The following is a 16,104-nucleotide window of genomic DNA, read 5'->3' on the forward strand; positions in this document are numbered from 1 at the left end:
TGACTACCAGCCGCGGTTGGCGTAGCGCTCGGCCTCGGGGAGGGTGTCGCAGTTGATGCCGACCATGGCCTCGCCCAGGTTGCGGGAGGCGTCCGCGATGACCTTCGGGTCGTCGAAGAAGGTGGTGGCCTTCACGATGGCGGCGGCGCGCTTGGCCGGGTCGCCGGACTTGAAGATGCCGGAGCCGACGAAGACGCCCTCGGCGCCGAGCTGACGCATCAGGGCGGCGTCGGCCGGGGTGGCGACACCACCGGCGGAGAACAGCACGACGGGGAGCTTGCCGAGCTCGGCGACCTCCTTGACGAGCTCGTACGGGGCGCGCAGCTCCTTGGCGGCGGCGTACAGCTCGTTGTTGTCGTAGCCGCGCAGCTGGGCGATCTCGTTCTTGATCTGGCGCAGGTGGCGGACGGCCTCGACGACGTTGCCGGTGCCGGCCTCGCCCTTCGAACGGATCATGGCCGCGCCCTCGGCGATGCGGCGCAGGGCCTCGCCCAGGTTGGTGGCGCCACACACGAAGGGGGTGGTGAAGGCCCACTTGTCGGAGTGGTTGATCTCGTCGGCCGGGGTCAGGACCTCGGACTCGTCGATGTAGTCGACGCCGAGGGACTGGAGGACCTGGGCCTCGACGAAGTGGCCGATGCGGGACTTGGCCATGACCGGGATGGAGACGGCCTCGATGATCTCTTCGATCATGTTCGGGTCCGACATGCGGGCCACGCCGCCGTCCTTGCGGATGTCGGCGGGAACCCGCTCCAGGGCCATGACGGCCACGGCGCCGGCGTCCTCGGCGATCTTCGCCTGCTCGGCGTTGACCACGTCCATGATCACGCCGCCCTTGAGCTGCTCGGCCATGCCGCGCTTGACGCGGGAGGTGCCGATCGCCGACTCAGCGGACTGGGAAGAGGTGGGAAGCGTGCTCACGGGTTGACCTCACTCGAAACGAACGCGAAGGGAAGACTGGTGGTACTCGGCTGAGAAAACCCCACCGACCAGTCCACTACAAGGGCCAATGTGGAGCCGGTGGCTCTTTCATTTGTCCCCCGCGGCCCTATGAACATCAGGCGGGGCGGTCCGCGAGGTCCACCGGAGGCTCATCGTCCATTTCGAAGGCCAGCGGGAACGGCGCGTGTCCCGCCAGTCTGAACCATCGGACCTTCCGGTGGCGGCGCAGCGCGCGGGCGGCCCGTACGGCGTCGTTGAGGAACCGGCGCGCCATGGGCACCCGGCGCACCGCCGCGGCCAGCTCCTCGGCGGCCTCCACCCCGCCCGGGGCGGCCTTGAGCACCTCCACCTGGTCCGCGTCGGCGAACACCGCCCGCAACGCCTGGCTGAGCTCGCTCTCGGCGACCTCCCGGTACTCCTCCTCGGCCTGCCGCGCGGCGTGCGCGGCCTCGTACAGCACGAGCGAGGACGCGGGGTCGAGCGCCCCGGAGGTGGCCACCTCCAGCACCACGGAAGCCCGCCGCACGAGCTGCGCGTCGAGTGCGGCCCGGGCGGCGTCCATCCGCGTGTGCAACCGGTCCAGCCGCCCGGCGGTCCAGCTGAGGTAGACCCCGACGACGGCGAGCGCCACCGCGATCCAGACAAGGTTTTCGATCACGGGCGGCGACACTACCCGCTACGGGCCCCTACGTGTCCCGCGTGAAGCCCAGCCGGGTGCGGAGGGGGACGCGTTCGTCGGTGGCGACGGCGGCCGCGCCGGCCGTGACCGTTTCGTAGACCGCCAGGATGTCCGCGCCCACCGTCGACCAGTCGAAGCGGCGTACGTGCGCCGAGCCGCGGGCGCTCAGTTCCGCGCGGCGGGCCGGGTCGTGGAGGAGGGCGGTCGCCGCCGCGGCCAGGGAGGCGGCGTCCTCGTTGGCGAACAGTTCGCCCGCCGCGCCCTGGTCCAGGACCTGGGCGAAGGCGTCGAGGTCCGAGGCCAGGACGGCCGCGCCCGCCGAGAGGGCCTCGACGAGGATGATGCCGAAGCTCTCGCCGCCGGTGTTCGGGGCCACGTAGACGTCCACGCTGCGCAGCAGGCGGGCCTTGTCCTCGTCGGAGACCATGCCGAGGAACTCCACCCGGGAGCGCAGGTGTTCCGGGAGGGAGGCCACCGCCTCCTCCTCGTCGCCGCGGCCGGCCACGAGGAGGCGTACGTCCGGGCAGGCCAGGGCGATGGCGGGGAAGGCGGCCATGAGGACGGGGAGGCCCTTGCGGGGTTCGTCGATGCGGCCGATGAAGCCCAGGGTCTGCCCGGACCATTCGGGGTTGGGGTCGGCCTTGGCGAAGAAGTCGACGTCGACGCCGTTGGGGATGACCACCGCGTCCCCGCCCAGGTGTTCGACGAGGGTGCGGCGGGCGTACTCGCTCACCGCGATCCGGGCGCTGATCTTCTCCAGCGCCGGCTGGAGGATCGGGTACGCGGCGATCATCGCGCGCGAGCGGGGGTTGGAGGTGTGGAACGTCGCCACGATCGGGCCCTGGGCCGCCCAGCAGGACAGCAGGCCGAGCGAGGGCGAGGCCGGCTCGTGGATGTGGATGACGTCGAAGACGCCCTCGTGCAGCCAGCGGCGTACCCGGGCGGCGGAGAGGAAGCCGAAGTTCAGCCGGGCGACGGACCCGTTGTAGGGCACCGGCACCGCCCGCCCCGCCGAGACCACGTAGGGGGGCAGCGGGGTCTCGTCGTCCGCCGGGGCCAGCACCGACACCTCGTGGCCCTGGCGGATCAGGTGCTCGGCCAGGTCGCGGATGTGGAACTGGACGCCGCCCGGCACGTCCCACGAGTACGGGCACACGATGCCGATTTTCACTACGGGCGCTCCTCCAGGTCGTCGAGCCACAGCCGCTGCAGCATGTGCCAGTCCTCCGGGTGCTCCGCGATGCCCGAGGCGAAGGCGTCGGCCACCGCCTGGGTCATGGCGGCGGTCTTCTCCGTGCGCGTGCCCTGCTTCGGCACCTCCACCTCGGGGTGGAAGCGGCCGTACATCTTCGGGCTGTCGCCGTAGTACAGGGTGACCGGCAGCAGCACCGCCCCGGTCTGCTGCGCCAGCAGCGCGGGGCCCGCGGGCATCCGGGCCCGGGAGCCGAAGAAGTCCACCTCGACCCCGGAGGCCGACAGGTCCCGGTCGGCGACCAGGCAGATCAGCCCGCCGGAGCGCAGCCGGCGGGCCAAGGTGCCGAAGGAGGCGCCGCCGTTGTGCGGCAGGACCTCCATGCCCAGGCTCTCCCGGTAGGCGACGAAGCGGTCGTAGAGGGACTCGGGCTTGAGCCGCTCGGCGACGGTGGTGAAGGGGACGCCGAGGTGGCCGGTGACCCACGCTCCGGCGAGGTCCCAGTTGGCCAGGTGCGGCAGGGCGGCGATGACCCCGCGGCCGGAGGCGAGGGCCTCGCGCAGGATGTGGTCGTCCTTCAGCTGGACGTCCTCGCCGAACCGCGTCGGGTCCATGGCGGGCAGCCGGAAGGACTCCATCCAGTAGCGCATGTACGAGCGCATGCCCGCGTGCGACAGCTCGCGCAGCCGCTCGGGGGTCGCGTCGGGCACCACCCGGGCCAGGTTGGACTCCAGGCGCAGCACGCTCTTGCCGCGCCGCTTCCACGCCACGTCCGCGATCTTGCGGCCGAGGGCCACCGCGGCCGGCTCGGGGAGCTTCTTCACGCCCGCCCAGCCGAGCCCGTACAGCCCGTCGACCAGCTTGTCCTGTGCCGTGCCCATCAGAGCGCCCCGCCTTCGGCACCGGCGGCGGCCGCGGCCGCGTCGGCCTCGGCCGCCTCGCGGCGTACGGTGACCACCCGCTGGACCAGCGTGACCAGCGAGCCCGCCGCCACGACCCACAGCGCGACCGGCAGCAGCACGCCGATCCACGAGGGGACGCCGAAGGTCTGCAGCCCGGACAGGCCGGCCGCGACCAGGGAGATCACCAGGCGTTCGGCGCGCTCGACGAGGCCGTTGACGGCGACCGGCAGGCCGATCGCCTCGCCGCGGGCCTTCGTGTACGAGACCACCTGCCCGCTGGCCAGGCAGAAGATCGCCACCGCGCACAGCACGTTGTCGTCGCCCAGGCCCGCGTACCAGAGCGCGAGGCCGCCGAAGATCGCCGCGTCGGCCACCCGGTCGAGCGTGGAGTCGAGGAACGCGCCCCACCGGCTGGAGCTGCCGGCCTGGCGGGCCATGTTGCCGTCCACCAGGTCGGAGAAGACGAAGAGCGTGATGGTGATCGTTCCCCAGAAGAGCTCGCCCCGGGGGAAGAAGACCAGCGCTCCGGCCACCACTCCGGCGGTGCCGATGAGGGTGACGGCGTCCGGGCTCACCCCCCGGCGCAGGAGAAATGCGGCGAACGGCGTGAGAACACGCGTGAAGAACGCACGCGCGTACTTGTTCAGCATGGCCTTCCCAGAGGGTCGCTGGGCCGAGGGGCCACCACGGCCACCGGCTGGCCCATCGTAGCCAGCGCCCCGCGCCCGCAACGCCTCGCACCCACCGGTTCGCTCCGGCTCCCTGCCCGCCACGGGCCCGCGTCACCCTCCCGCCGCGCAGCCGACTGTGGCCGGTACCACGTATGGACGCAGTGTGACGGCAGTGCAAAGCTCGAAGGACCCCGATCACCCTCCTCACCGCGACACCAGGAGGCACGAGAAGCATGGGAGCCACATCACACCAAGCCGGAGCCGCCGGCAGGGCACTGACGGCCGACCGCCCCGATTCCGTACGGAACGTCGTGCTGGTCGGCCACAGCGGCGCCGGGAAGACCACTCTGGTCGAGGCCCTGGCCCTCACCGCGGGGGCCGTGAACCGGGCCGGACGGGTCGAGGACGGGGGCACGGTCTCGGACTACGACGAGATCGAGCACCGCCGCCAGCGTTCCGTCCAGCTCTCCCTGGTCCCCGTCGAATGGGCCGGAATCAAGATCAACATCCTGGACACCCCCGGATACGCCGACTTCGTCGGGGAACTCAGGGCCGGTCTGCGTGCCGCGGACGCGGCCCTCTTCGTCGTCTCCGCCTCCGACGGGATCGACGGAGCCACCCGGATGGTCTGGGACGAATGCGAGGCCGTCGGCATGCCGCGCGCCATCGTCGTCACCCATTTGGAGGCAGCCCGCGCCGATTACTCCCAGATGACAGCCGTCTGCGGAGAGACGTTCGGCGCCGAGGACCCGGACGCCGTCATCCCGCTCTACCTCCCGCTGCACGGACCGGCCGGAGCCGACGGCCACGCCCCCGTCCACGGCCTGCTGGGCCTGCTCTCCCGGCGCGTGTACGACTACACCTCCGGCGAGCGCGCCGAACGCGACCCGGACCCCGCCGAGCTCGCCCTCATCGACGCCGCCCGCTCCCGCCTCATCGAGGGGATCATCGCCGAGAGCGAGGACGAGACCCTCATGGACCGCTACCTCGGCGGCGAGGACATCGACGTCAAGACGCTGATCGACGACCTGGAGCGGGCCGTCGCCCGGGGCACCTTCCACCCCGTCCTGATGGCCGCGCCCGCCGCCGACGGCGCCCGCCAGGGCCTGGGCACGGTGGAACTCCTCGAACTGATCACCGGCGGCTTCCCCACCCCCGCCGAAGGCGCCCCCGTCGCCGTCACCGCCCCCGACGGCTCCCCCCGCCCCGCCGTCACCTGCGACCCGGCCGGGCCGCTGCTCGCCGAGGTCGTCAAGACCTCCTCCGACCCCTACGTCGGCCGCGTCTCCCTGGTCCGCGTCTTCTCCGGCACCCTGCGCCCCGAGGAGACCGTCCACGTGTCGGGGCACGGTCTGGAGGACCGCGGGCACGAGGACCACGATGTCGACGAGCGGATCGGCACCCTCACCTCCCCCTTCGGCAAACAGCAGCGCACCCTCGGCACCTGCATCGCCGGCGACCTCGCCTGCGTGGCCAAACTCACCCGCGCCGAGACCGGCGACACCCTCTCCGCCAAGGACGCCCCGCTCCTCATGGAGCCCTGGCCTATGCCCGAGCCGCTGCTCCCCCTCGCCGTCGAGGCCCACAGCAAGGCCGACGAGGACAAGCTCTCCCAGGGCCTGGCCCGCCTCGTCGCCGAGGACCCCACCCTGCGGCTGGAGCAGAACCCGCACACCCACCAGCTCGTCCTGTGGTGCCTGGGCGAGGCCCACCAGGACCTGGTGCTGGAACGCCTCAAGACCCGCTACGGGGTCCAGGTCGACCCCGTCCCCCACAAGGTCAGCCTCCGCGAGACCTTCGGCGCCAAGGCCGCCGGACGCGGACGGCACGTCAAGCAGTCCGGCGGCCACGGCCAGTACGCCATCTGCGAGATCGAGGTCGAACCCCTCCCGCCCGGCAGCGGCATCGAGTTCGTCGACAAGGTCGTCGGCGGCGCCGTCCCGCGCCAGTTCATCCCCTCCGTCGAGAAGGGCGTACGGGCCCAGGCCGCCCGCGGCATCGCGGCCGGCTACCCGCTGGTCGACGTACGCATCACCCTGCGCGACGGCAAGGCGCACTCGGTGGACTCCTCCGACGCCGCCTTCCAGACGGCCGGCGCCCTCGCCCTGCGCGAAGCCGCCGCCGACATCCCGATCCACCTGCTGGAGCCCGTCGCACAGCTCGACGTCGAGGTCCCCGACGAGTACGTCGGCCCGGTCATGAGCGACCTCGCGGGCCGCCGCGGCCGCGTCGTCGGCACCGAACAGGCGGGACCCGGCCGGTCCCGGGTGCGCGCCGAGATCCCCGAGATCGAGATCGGCCGCTACGCCGTGGACCTGCGCTCCGTCTCCCACGGCACGGGCCGCTTCAGCCGCGCGTACGCCCGGCACGAACCCATGCCGCCGCACCTCGCGGACAAGGTGCGCGAACAGGCCGAGAAGGGAAGCCAGTTGACATAGCACCCCGAGTACCGCCCACCCAACCGGCTTGCGGTGGGCGGTATTTCCCTGTCCCATGACCATGGGGGCGGGTACACGGATAGGCTCTTCGCCGCGACGGAGAGTGGCGGCACGACTAGCAATACGGCACCACGGGCAAAGAGCACAGTGGCACGGCGATGGGGGCAGCGGTGGCGGACGACGGTTTCGACTTCAGGCCCGGAGCACAGATTCCTCTCCAGGGGGGCGGCGGCCAGACCGCGGCGACCAACGCCCTCGCGTCCGCCGCGTACCGCGACGGCGGCAAGGACACCGCCCTGTCCTCCATACTCGGGGCGAACAGCGAGAACCACCCGGCCTCGGTCAAGGCCCCGAAGGTCTCCCTCCTCGAACCCAACCTCGGCGAGGCCTTCTGCCGCGCCGTCGAGGCCCGCACCCTCGGCGCCGGCCGCAAACCGCTCATCCAGTCCTTCGGCGCCGACCCGCAGACCGTCGTCGAGCACTGCCTGGCCGCCTCCCGCATCCGCAAGGAACGCGACCGCAAGCTGCGCCTGATCATGCTGGTCGCCGGCATCGTGTTCCTGCCCGGACTGCTGCTCTGGCTCGGCCTCTTCCAGCTGCGCAAGACCCTGTCCAAGGGCGAGGGCAGGAAGAGCACCTGGATCGGCACCGCCCTGCTCGTCGGCGTGGTCCTCGTCGGCTCCGTACTGCTCTACCGGGTGGTGTACCGCCAGCCCGGCAGCGGCCTGCTGGAGCTGTACCTGCTCGGCGCGATCATCGCCCCCGTCCTCGGCTGGTACCTGGCCCGCCGGATCTGCGAGAACACCGCCGCCGACCTGCGCTCCCGCTGGGACGGCCTGCTCGGCGGCGGCGCCCCCGTCGCCGCCAAGATCCCCGAGGCGGTCCCCGGCAACCCCGACGAGAAGGCCCGCGAGGACCTGCGCCACCAGCTGGCGAAACTGACCGCCGAGGACCGCAGCAACTCCGTCTTCTACGCCGGCCCCAAGGGCATCCTCGGCATGGGCACCCGCTGGGGCAGCTGGCAGATGGCCGAGGAGCTGAACCCCAAGGCGGACGGGCACGAGATCCACCCCTTCCGCAGCTGGGACGTCATACGCGCGATCGACGCGCAGCTGCGCAAGCTGGAGCGCGGGCCCCTGCACACCGGCGGCTTCCCGGCCGCCTCCATCCAGCACTGGATCGTCACCCCCGTCGGCGAGGGCGCCGGCGAGGTGGCCCGCCCCAGCGGCGAGAACATCGACACCTTCATGGTCAAGCCGCACGAGATCACCCGGATCTGCAACGAGCAGCAGTTCAGCGCCGGCAACCGGCACTACCTCGGCATCCAGTACCCGCTCTGGGACGGCCAGCTCGTCATCACGATGCTGGTCACCGTCACCGTCCTCTACAAGACCCTGCGCGTGGACGTCACCGCCCACGCCCTCGGTCCGGTGCACGGCCTCTTCACCACCAAGTCCAAGCCCCCGGTGGTCGAGGTCCCCAAGTCCATCCGCTTCTGGGAGACGGTGGAGCGCCCGCTGCCGCTGGTGGACACCATGGAGGTGGTGCGCCTCGCCGCGCGCGCCCCGCTGACCTGGTACCCGCCGCTGCTGGAGTACTTCGGCGGCAAGCTGGTCCTGCCCGAGCCCTTCGGCCTGCGGCACGTCTGGGCGGGCTCCATGTGGCGCCACCGCTTCATGGCGGACGACGCGCTGCGCACCGTGGCCCCCGTGCTGCGGTCGGTGCACACGGCCACGTTCAAGGTGCTGGAGGAGAACGGCGTGGACACCGCGGCCTTCACCAACCGTTCCTCGATCATGAACGGCCTCATCCAGGAGCCGTCCCCGCGCAAGGCGGACGTCTACGACGCGTAGGTAGGCTGGAGGAGTACCGGCCGCCCCGGGGAGGAGCCGTCATGACCGAGCGCAAGCCGCCGGGGATCAGCTTCGAGTCCTTCGTGGACCGGCAGATCAGAGAGGCCGCCGACCGGGGCGAGTTCGAGAAGCTGCCCGGCTGGGGCAAGCCGCTGGCCTCGCTGGACGCCCCGTACGACGAGCTGTGGTGGATCAGGCGCAAGCTGCACGGCGAGGGCTTCTCGACGCTGCCGCCGGCGCTGGCCCTGCGCAAGGAGGCCGAGGACGCCCGTGAGGCGGCCCTGGCGGCCCCGACGGAGCGCCGGGCCCGGGAGGTGCTGGCGGAGGTCAACGAGAAGATCCGCACGGCCCTGCGCCGGCCCCCGCCCGGCCCGCCGCTCGGCCTCGCCGAGTTCGACGTGGAGGCGGTCCTGGCCGAGCGGCGCGAGGGCCGTACGGGCTGACCGCCGACCGGGTCGGGTCAGTCGTTCGGCCAGGCGTCGGCGAGCATCTGGCGGGTGTCCGCGAGCAGTTGCGGCAGCACCTTGGTGTGCCCGACGACAGGCATGAAGTTCGTGTCGCCGCCCCAGCGGGGCACGATGTGCTGGTGCAGGTGCGCGGCGATGCCGGCGCCGGCGGCGCTGCCCTGGTTGAGCCCGATGTTGAAGCCGTGCGCGCCCGACGCCTTCCGCAGCGCGACCATGGCCCGCTTGGTCAGGTCCGCCAGCTCGGCCGTCTCCGGACCGTCGAGCTCCGTGTAGTCGGCGACGTGCCGGTACGGGACGACCATGAGGTGGCCGCCGTTGTAGGGGTAGAGGTTCAGCACCGCGAACACGTGCTTGCCCCGCGCCACGATCAGGCCGTCCTGGTCGGACATCTCCGGAATCCCGCAGAAGGGGCAGCCGTCCCCGGCATCGGGGCCGGTCGGCTTGTTCTCGCCCTGGATGTAGGCCATCCGATGGGGGGTCCACAGGCGCTGGAACCCGTCGTGCGTGCCCACACCGTTCTGCCGCTCCGGCTCAATCGTCATGCCATGCAGCATATGACCTCGTCCGGAGGAACGAGCGGGGCCCCCGGAAAGTGATCGCTTTCCGGGGGCCCCGCTCGTCGGCCGGCCGGGCGGGCCGGGCCGGACCTGGATCAGACCTGGACGCGGTCGGCGACGACCTTGGCCAGCTTCGCCAGCGCCTCGTCCTTCGGGATGCCGTTCTCCTGCGAACCGTCGCGGTAGCGGAAGGAGACGGTGCCCGCGGCCATGTCCTCGTCACCGACGATGATCATGAACGGGACCTTGAGCTTCTGGTGGTTGCGGATCTTCTTCTGCATGCGGTCGGAGGACGCGTCCACCTCGACCCGCAGGCCCTGCTTCTTCGCCGCGGCGGCGAACTCCTGCAGGTACTCCACGTGCCCGTCGCCGATCGGGATGCCGACGGCCTGGACCGGGGCCAGCCACGGCGGCATGGCGCCCGCGTAGTGCTCCAGCAGCACCGCGAAGAACCGCTCGATGGAGCCGAACAGCGCGCGGTGGATCATGACCGGGCGCTGGCGGGAGCCGTCCGGGCCGGTGTACTCCAGGTCGAAGCGCTCCGGCAGGTTGAAGTCCAGCTGCACGGTCGACATCTGCCAGGTGCGGCCGATGGCGTCGCGCGCCTGCACGGAGATCTTCGGGCCGTAGAAGGCCGCGCCGCCCGGGTCGGGGGTCAGCGGGAGGCCCTGCTTCTCGGCGACCTGCTGGAGGACCGCGGTGGCCTCCTCCCAGACCTCGTCCGAGCCGACGAACTTCTCCGGGTCCTTGGTGGACAGCTCCAGGTAGAAGTCGGTCAGACCGTAGTCGCGCAGCAGGTTCAGCACGAAGGTGAGGGTGCGGTCGAGTTCCTCGGCCATCTGCTCACGGGTGCAGTAGATGTGCGCGTCGTCCTGGGTGAAGCCGCGGGCCCGGGTCAGGCCGTGGACCACGCCGGACTTCTCGTACCGGTACACGGTGCCGAACTCGAACAGGCGCAGCGGGAGCTCACGGTAGGAGCGGCCGCGCGCGTCGAAGATCAGGTTGTGCATCGGGCAGTTCATGGGCTTGAGGTAGTAGTCGGTACCACCGTCGAGCTGCATGGGGGGGTACATGCCCTCCGCGTACCAGTCCAGGTGGCCGCTCTTCTCGAAGAGGGCGCCCTTGGTGGCGTGCGGGGAGTAGACGAACTCGTAGCCCTCCTCCTCGTGCCGGCGGCGCGAGTAGTCCTCCATCACCCGGCGGATGATGCCGCCGCGCGGGTGGAAGACGGCGAGGCCGGAGCCGATCTCGTCCGGGATGGAGAAGAGGTCGAGCTCGTTGCCGAGCTTGCGGTGGTCGCGCTTCTCGGCCTCGGCGAGGAAGTCGAGGTGCGCCTTCAGCTCCTCCTTCGAGGGCCAGGCGGTGCCGTAGATGCGCTGGAGCATCGGGTTCTTCTCGCTGCCGCGCCAGTAGGCGGCCGCGTTGCGCATCAGCTTGAACGCCGGGATGTTGCGGGTGGTGGGCAGGTGGGGACCGCGGCAGAGGTCCTTCCAGCACAGCTCGCCGGTCTTGGCGTCCAGGTTGTCGTAGATGGTCAGCTCGCCGCCGCCCACCTCGACGTTCGCACCGTCGTCGGTCGACGCGGAGCCCTTGATGCCGATGAGCTCCAGCTTGTACGGCTCGTCCGCGAGCTCCTCGCGGGCCGCCTCGTCGGAGACCACGCGGCGGGCGAACTTCTGCCCGCGCTTCTGGATCTCCTGCATCTTCTTCTCGATGGTCTTCAGGTCATCGGGAGTGAAGGGCTTGGCGACGTCGAAGTCGTAGTAGAAGCCGTCGCGGACCGGCGGGCCGATGCCGAGCTTGGCCTCGGGGAACAGCTCCTGCACGGCCTGCGCCATGACGTGCGCGGTCGAGTGGCGCAGGATGTTGAGGCCGTCCTCGGAGGAGATCTCCACCGGCTCGACGGTCTCGCCGTCCCGCACCTCGTACGAGAGGTCCTTCAGCTCACCGGCGATGCGCGCGGCGACGATGGTGCGCTCACCGGCGAAGAGCTCCGCCGCCGTAGTGCCCGTGGCCACCACGCGCTCGTCCCGCTCGGAATCGCGTTGGATGATCACACGGACGTCTGACACCGGTCTCTCCTGACTCTGGGGGTACGCAGGCGAACGCTGCGCGCCTGAATCGTACCGAGCCGAGTGGCCGCGCCGCGAAACGGTTACCGGGGCGCCCCCGAGCCCCGCCGCGGACCCGGCCCGCGTGCGCGCCGCGAAACCGGCCGACGGGCCCGGTCAGCGGACCCCGTGGGCCAGGTGGACGCGCCCCGCCGGGGCAGGGCAGGACGCCGGGCCGTCAGGGCGGGGCGCCGGGGCGGCCCTGCCGCGGGTCCGGCCGGGAAAATCCCCCGGCCCGCCGCCGCGGCGCGGGTAGCGTGGCCGATACCGCCCGACCCCCCGAAAGGAGCGGCCCGCGATGCCGCAGCCCCGCCCACTGGACCTCGCCCACGACGCGACGGCCGCCGCCGTGCACCGGATCGGCCTGGCCGCGTACGCCGTCGAGGCGGAGCTGATCGGCTTCGACGGCATCCCGGCGCTCGGCGAGGGCCTGGAGGAGATGCGGGCGCAGCCGCTGCGCTGGCTGGGCGCGGTGACGGAGGCGGGCGCCGTCGCGGGGTTCCTGGCCTGGGAGGAGACGCGGGACGGCGTGTCCGTGGACCGGCTGTGCGTGGACCCGGCCTGGTTCCGCCGGGGCGTCGCCTCGCTGCTGCTGCGCCACGCCCTGGCGGAGCTCTTCCCAGGCCGCCGGGTCGAGGTCACCACGGGCGCGGCCAACACCCCGGCGGTCTCCCTGTACGAGCGCCTCGGCTTCACCCGCGGCACGGACTTCACCCCCGTCCCGGGCCTGCGGATGGCCTCCTTCACTCTGGCGGGAACCCGCTAGGGGGTTACCGGTGCCGCGGTGTCCGGGCTCTTCGGGGGCTTGGTGCCCACGAGGGAGTTCGCCGGGTCGCCCCGCTCGACCGTGACCGGGACGCCGCCGGTGATCTTCTCCAGCCGGGCCTTCAGCTCCTTCGACGCGGCGCCCGCCTCGGTGCTCGTCACCACGACCCCGGACGCGTCCCTGGCCGCCGAGAAGCTGTACAGCGGGAAGGCCGGCCGGCCCTGGTCGGCGGTGAGCCGCTCCACGGCGGCACTGAGCTCGCGGTGCGTGTACCGGCTCAGGTAGAGGTCGGCGCGGCCCGGGTCGACGGAGGGGTCGGCCTTCCGGGCGGCCTCCAGGAGCAGGCGGCCCCGGGCGAGGTCGGTCACGCACACCGCGACCCGGCCGGCGGGCCGGTCGGTGGTGTGGGTGCCGTACACGTCCGCGAAGGCCCCGTACCCCTGGGCGCCGACGGCCTGGGACAGTTTCACGGCCTCGGGGGTGTTCGCGGGCGTCCCGTCGATGGTGGTGGGCGGCGCGCCGGGCTCGGGGCGCTCGGCCCCCGGGCAGGCCGGTGCCCCGCCCGCGGACGGCGACGCGGAGGGCGCCGCGGACACCGGTGCGGGCGGCGCGGGCGGCTTGGCCGCGGCGCCGGAACCGTCGGCGGCGCCGCAGCCGGTGAGCAGCGCGGCGGCGATGCAGGTGAGCGTGACTGCGGTACGGCGCATGATTCCTCGTTCCCCCTGGGTCCCCTGTGCTTCGGGCTCCCCTGGGACGTACCCGCCCGCCGACCGGTTCCCCCGCCGGACACCCCCTAGAGCACGTCCTCCGGGTCGAAGGCCGCGTCCAGGGACTTCATCAGCCGGTCCCGCTCCATCTCGTCAAGCGGGACCGGCGTCACGTCCGAGGCCCGCGTGAGCCTGCGGAAGCCGCCCCGGCGGGAGAGCCGGCCGCTGACCCGGACCGGCATGCCGGCGAGGTGGGCGTGGACGGCGATGCGGTAGCCCTCCTCGTCGAGCGCGGCCCGTACGTACGGGACGTCCGCGCCCGACAGCACCCGCAGCCGGACCGTCCCCCCGCCGCCCGACGCGGAGCGCCGCATCCGGACCACGGCCCCCGTGAGCCGCACGGCGACGGCCGGCTCGGCCCGGGTGTAGCGGGCGGCGGCCTCGCGCAGCACCGGCAGGTCGCCGGGCGAGAACTCCACCGGCTCGGGCCGGGCCGCGCACCCCGCCGGGACCCCGGCCGCCGGTGCCCAGGCCAGCGCGATCCGGGCCCCTTCCGAGCCCCGGACCAGGGAGACCAGCGCCTCGGCGAGCTCGCGGCTGACCCCGGCCGCCACCGCGGCGTCGAAGGCCTCCATGCCGCCGGTCGCCCTCCGGTAGTCCACCGCCTCCCGTGCCGCGTGCAGCGCGTGGTGCAGCCGCGTCACCGCCCCGCGCCCCCCGGCCACGGGTACGTACGCGGCGAGCCTGCGCCCGCCCGGGGCGGGCCCCACCAGCACTCCGTCCAGGAAGCGTTCGGCCTGTGCGCGGTGGCGGGCGCCGTAGTACCCGGCGCGGGCGCGGTCGGCGAGGGCCCCGGCCAGCAGCAGCCGGCGGGCGGCCGAGCGCAGCCGCTCCTGCGCGGGCCAGGCGGCCTCGCCCTGGAAGCCGTACGGTCCCTGCGGCACCTCCCGCTCCCACCGGACCTCGTCGCTGGGCACGCTCAGCCCGAGGAGCACCTCCCGCGCGGACGGCACCCCGCTGCGGGACAGCGCGGTGAGCGCCTCCTCCACCAGGTCGGCGCAGTCGGCCAGGCCCCGGCTCTCGGGGACGAGCAGGCTGGTCCCGGCCCGGTCCGGCGGGGTCCAGCGCCCGTAGCGGCCCACCGCGCCGCCGCGCCGCAGCCAGCCGTGCCGGTGCAGCAGCGCGCCGAGGACCTGCGGGTCGACCTGCCCGGGGTCGGGGGTGCCGGGGGCGGGTCCGGGGCGGGGCAGCGGTTCGAGGTGCGCGGGGTACCGGTCCATCAGGGTGTCCCTCCCGACCCGACCCGGGTCATGATCTCGCACAGCGCCCGGTCGTCGAAGATCCGCTCGGTGGGGATCCGTACGGTGGTGCGGCGCCGGCCGGTCACGGGGTGACCGGCGAGGTTGGTCCAGTAGCAGCAGTGCCGCAGGTCGAGCCGGTCGTGGCCGGCGCTCAGCCACTGCTCCCGCTGCCGGGGTACGAGCATCACCACGAGGATCTTGTGGACGGCGACGGGTGTCCGCGCCAGCTTCACCAGGTGCTCGTTGTCCAGGGTGAAGCCGAAGCTGGCCCCGGCGGGGCGGGGCGGTATCTGGTAGGTCGCCTTCAGCTGCACCTTGATGGTCACCTCGTCGTCGACGACGTGCTCGGGCGCGCCGTGGCTGACGTGCCAGTCGACGCCGTTGTCGGGGAAGGGCTGGGAGAGCGAGCAGCCGGCGGCGGCCGCTACGGCGTGCAGGTAGCCCACCTGGAGGGTCTCCATGCAGGCGGTGGTGGCGAGTGTGCCGCGCAGCGGTCCGGTCGGCGGATCGCCCTGTCCGTGCAGCACCCCGCCCGGTTCGGGCTGTGTGAGCGCCATGGCCGGCTCCCCATGCCTTCCGGGCCCTGCCGTGAACGGTGAACGGGAGTGGCGGGGTGACGACCGGTCATGCGTGCTACCCCCCGAGGGAGTTGTCTCCGTACGCGGCTGCCGCCAAACGGCGTACGGGGTGAACGGCACGGGTATCAGGGATTCGGCGGGGGTCGGCGCGTCATGGGGCGGAGGTGCCCGGTGCGGCCCGTCCGCCGACCGGGGACGAGGAGTTCGCCATGACACGCTGGTACGAGGGGCCGTTGGCCGCTTTCGACACGGAGACCACCGGGGTGGACGTCGAGCAGGACCGGATCGTGTCCGCCGCGCTCGTCGTGCAGGAATGTGCGGGCGGCCGGGTCCGCTCCACGCGGTGGCTGGTCAATCCCGGCGTCCCGGTGCCGCCGGGCGCCACGGAAGTGCACGGCCTGACCGACGAGCACCTCCAGCGCAACGGCCGGTGGCCGGCGCCGGTGGTGGAGGAGATAGCCCGTGCGCTGGGCGAGCAGCAGGTGGCGGGGAGGCCGGTGGTGGTGATGAACGCGCCGTTCGATCTGACGCTGCTGGACCGGGAGTTGCGTCGGCACCGGGCGTCGACGCTGGCGCGGTACCTGGACAACAGGCCGCTGACGGTGCTGGATCCGCGGGTCCTGGACAAGCACCTGGACCGCTACCGCAAGGGCCGCCGCACGCTGACGGACCTGTGCGCGCACTACGGGATAGAGCTGGAGGGGGCGCACGACGCCTCGGTGGACGCGCAGGCCGCGCTGGAGGTCGTACGGGCGGTCGGGCGCAGGTTCGCGGCGCGGCTGGAGCGGCTGACCCCGGCGGAGCTGCACACGCTCCAGGCGGTGTGGCACGCGGCACAGGCGCGGGGGCTGCAGGCGTGGTTCGCCCGGCAGGGCACTCCGGAGGCGGTTGATCCGCACTGGCCGCTGCGCCCGGAGCTGCCGCAGGCCGCCTGAGTGGC

General features: G+C 72.7%; 15 protein-coding genes. 5 read left to right on the top strand and 10 right to left on the bottom strand.

All coding sequences use genetic code 11. The features are described from left to right. Positions 1-3: 3 nt before the first annotated feature. The 5 genes from pdxS to pgsA all read right to left on the bottom strand — a co-directional run bounded on the left by pdxS (position 4) and on the right by pgsA (position 4,365). Entirely contained in the window at positions 4-921 is a 918-nt protein-coding gene (gene pdxS, locus AC07A6_RS31795) for a pyridoxal 5'-phosphate synthase lyase subunit PdxS (RefSeq protein WP_007263067.1), read from the bottom strand. A 136-nt stretch (positions 922-1,057) separates the two neighbouring features. Further along, positions 1,058-1,600, bottom strand: coding sequence for a LemA family protein (locus AC07A6_RS31800; RefSeq protein ID WP_042800642.1), 543 nt, complete (start codon positions 1,598-1,600; stop codon positions 1,058-1,060). Positions 1,601-1,628: 28 nt separating this feature from the next. Next, complete coding sequence (locus AC07A6_RS31805) at positions 1,629-2,792, bottom strand: glycosyltransferase family 4 protein (RefSeq protein ID WP_362471987.1); 1,164 nt, start codon at positions 2,790-2,792, stop codon at positions 1,629-1,631. Beyond that, a complete protein-coding gene (locus tag AC07A6_RS31810) occupies positions 2,792-3,694 on the bottom strand; it encodes a phosphatidylinositol mannoside acyltransferase (protein WP_386273166.1) in 903 nt (300 codons plus the stop codon). Before AC07A6_RS31810 ends, AC07A6_RS31805 begins: the two co-directional genes overlap by 1 nt. Beyond that, on the bottom strand, positions 3,694-4,365 hold the full coding sequence (pgsA, locus tag AC07A6_RS31815) for a phosphatidylinositol phosphate synthase (RefSeq protein ID WP_478779440.1): 672 nt from the start codon (positions 4,363-4,365) through the stop codon (positions 3,694-3,696). Before pgsA ends, AC07A6_RS31810 begins: the two co-directional genes overlap by 1 nt. 254 nt (positions 4,366-4,619) lie before the next feature. Between pgsA and AC07A6_RS31820 the strand changes: the two genes are divergently transcribed. The 3 genes from AC07A6_RS31820 (at position 4,620) to AC07A6_RS31830 (ending at position 9,120) form a co-directional block, all read left to right on the top strand. Then, entirely contained in the window at positions 4,620-6,824 is a 2,205-nt protein-coding gene (locus AC07A6_RS31820) for an elongation factor G-like protein EF-G2 (RefSeq protein ID WP_478779441.1), read from the top strand. 170 nt (positions 6,825-6,994) lie between these two features. Further along, complete coding sequence (locus AC07A6_RS31825; protein ID WP_478779442.1) at positions 6,995-8,677, top strand: hypothetical protein; 1,683 nt, start codon at positions 6,995-6,997, stop codon at positions 8,675-8,677. Between the two features lie 41 nt (positions 8,678-8,718). Next, positions 8,719-9,120 carry a DnaJ family domain-containing protein gene (locus AC07A6_RS31830; protein WP_362471974.1) on the top strand — a complete coding sequence of 134 codons (402 nt, stop codon included), beginning with the start codon at positions 8,719-8,721 and terminating at the stop codon, positions 9,118-9,120. Positions 9,121-9,137: 17 nt separating this feature from the next. Here AC07A6_RS31830 and AC07A6_RS31835 read toward each other — a convergent pair whose 3' ends face one another. Together AC07A6_RS31835 and thrS are read right to left on the bottom strand one after the other, a co-directional pair. Beyond that, on the bottom strand, positions 9,138-9,698 hold the full coding sequence (locus tag AC07A6_RS31835) for an HIT family protein (protein ID WP_362471971.1): 561 nt from the start codon (positions 9,696-9,698) through the stop codon (positions 9,138-9,140). Positions 9,699-9,796: 98 nt separating this feature from the next. Further along, positions 9,797-11,773 carry a threonine--tRNA ligase gene (gene thrS / locus AC07A6_RS31840; RefSeq protein ID WP_385766978.1) on the bottom strand — a complete coding sequence of 659 codons (1,977 nt, stop codon included), beginning with the start codon at positions 11,771-11,773 and terminating at the stop codon, positions 9,797-9,799. A gap of 337 nt (positions 11,774-12,110) precedes the next feature. On the opposite strand from thrS, the gene AC07A6_RS31845 reads away from it, so the two are divergent. Further along, positions 12,111-12,578 (top strand): GNAT family N-acetyltransferase, encoded by a 468-nt coding sequence (locus tag AC07A6_RS31845; RefSeq protein WP_478779443.1) that lies wholly within the window; start codon positions 12,111-12,113, stop codon positions 12,576-12,578. Here AC07A6_RS31845 and AC07A6_RS31850 read toward each other — a convergent pair. The 3 genes from AC07A6_RS31850 to AC07A6_RS31860 form a co-directional block, all read right to left on the bottom strand. Continuing rightward, the gene (locus AC07A6_RS31850; protein ID WP_478779444.1) at positions 12,575-13,285 is read right to left on the bottom strand and encodes a hypothetical protein; all 711 of its coding nucleotides are present in this window, start codon (positions 13,283-13,285) and stop codon (positions 12,575-12,577) included. The two genes, AC07A6_RS31845 and AC07A6_RS31850, sit on opposite strands and share 4 nt — an antisense overlap. 86 nt (positions 13,286-13,371) lie before the next feature. After that, positions 13,372-14,565 (bottom strand): hypothetical protein, encoded by a 1,194-nt coding sequence (locus AC07A6_RS31855; RefSeq protein ID WP_478779445.1) that lies wholly within the window; start codon positions 14,563-14,565, stop codon positions 13,372-13,374. Continuing rightward, positions 14,565-15,143, bottom strand: a complete 579-nt coding sequence (locus AC07A6_RS31860; protein WP_362474168.1) for a DUF4365 domain-containing protein — start codon at positions 15,141-15,143, stop codon at positions 14,565-14,567. Before AC07A6_RS31860 ends, AC07A6_RS31855 begins: the two co-directional genes overlap by 1 nt. A gap of 230 nt (positions 15,144-15,373) precedes the next feature. On the opposite strand from AC07A6_RS31860, the gene AC07A6_RS31865 reads away from it, so the two are divergent. Next, positions 15,374-16,099, top strand: coding sequence for a 3'-5' exonuclease (locus AC07A6_RS31865; protein ID WP_362474165.1), 726 nt, complete (start codon positions 15,374-15,376; stop codon positions 16,097-16,099). The last annotated feature ends 5 nt before the right edge of the window (positions 16,100-16,104 follow it).

This window comes from Streptomyces sp. NPDC044002, from assembly GCF_056434525.1.